This is a genomic window from Kocuria oxytropis (assembly GCF_040981195.1).
Lineage (GTDB): Bacteria > Actinomycetota > Actinomycetes > Actinomycetales > Micrococcaceae > Kocuria > Kocuria oxytropis.
The window spans coordinates 1-599 of record NZ_JAVFXA010000084.1 but is presented as its reverse complement, the minus strand read 5'-3'; the positions used below and the strand labels follow the sequence as shown (position 1 = coordinate 599).

Sequence of the window (599 nt, the reverse complement as noted above, 5' to 3'; positions counted from 1 at the left end):
CCATCGCCCAGACCTTGCGGTGGCCCCAGGCTGGGTGGGCCAGCGCGTGCGCCACGACGGCCTCGCGAACGGGCTCACGGGCCGGTCTCGGCCACGGGCCCTTCGGCGGTTGCTCCGCTCGGGCCTTGGCCTGCCAACGTCTCCAGGTGCGTTCGGGCATGTCGAAGAGCTGGCAGAACCTCGCGGTCGACATGCCCGCATCCTGGCGGATCACCTCGAGGTCCTGGAAGGGCCCAGCCGGGACTCCGCGGACTTCTTCCAGACCCGGATCTCGACCGCGGCCTCACCCAGGGCGGAGGTCAGATCGGCAACCTGTTCCTCGAGCTGCTGCTCCCGACTCGAGGGCTTGGCCTTGCCGGCCTCGATCCCGGCCTTGCCGCCTTCGAGGAAGTCGGCCTTCCATCGGCCGATGGACTGTTCGGAGACTTTCTCGCGGCGGGCGGCCTCGGCGATGGTCATCTCGCCCTGGAGGACGGACAGCACGATGCGGGTCTTCTTCTCCGGCGGAATCGTCGGTGGTCTTCCCATGGTTCTCAGACTCTCCTTCAGGGGCTGGATCAGCAACTAACTACCCCTGCCACAAAGTCTGACGCGCGACA

General features: G+C 67.6%; 1 protein-coding gene and 1 pseudogene. Both read right to left on the bottom strand.

From position 1 onward, the window contains the following. Positions 1-214, bottom strand: a pseudogene (locus tag QYM41_RS17695) (transposase); the annotation flags it as partial. Beyond that, on the bottom strand, positions 211-528 hold the full coding sequence (locus tag QYM41_RS17690; RefSeq protein ID WP_368801081.1) for a transposase: 318 nt from the start codon (positions 526-528) through the stop codon (positions 211-213). The gene QYM41_RS17690 and the pseudogene QYM41_RS17695, both read right to left, overlap by 4 nt. Positions 529-599: the final 71 nt, after the last annotated feature.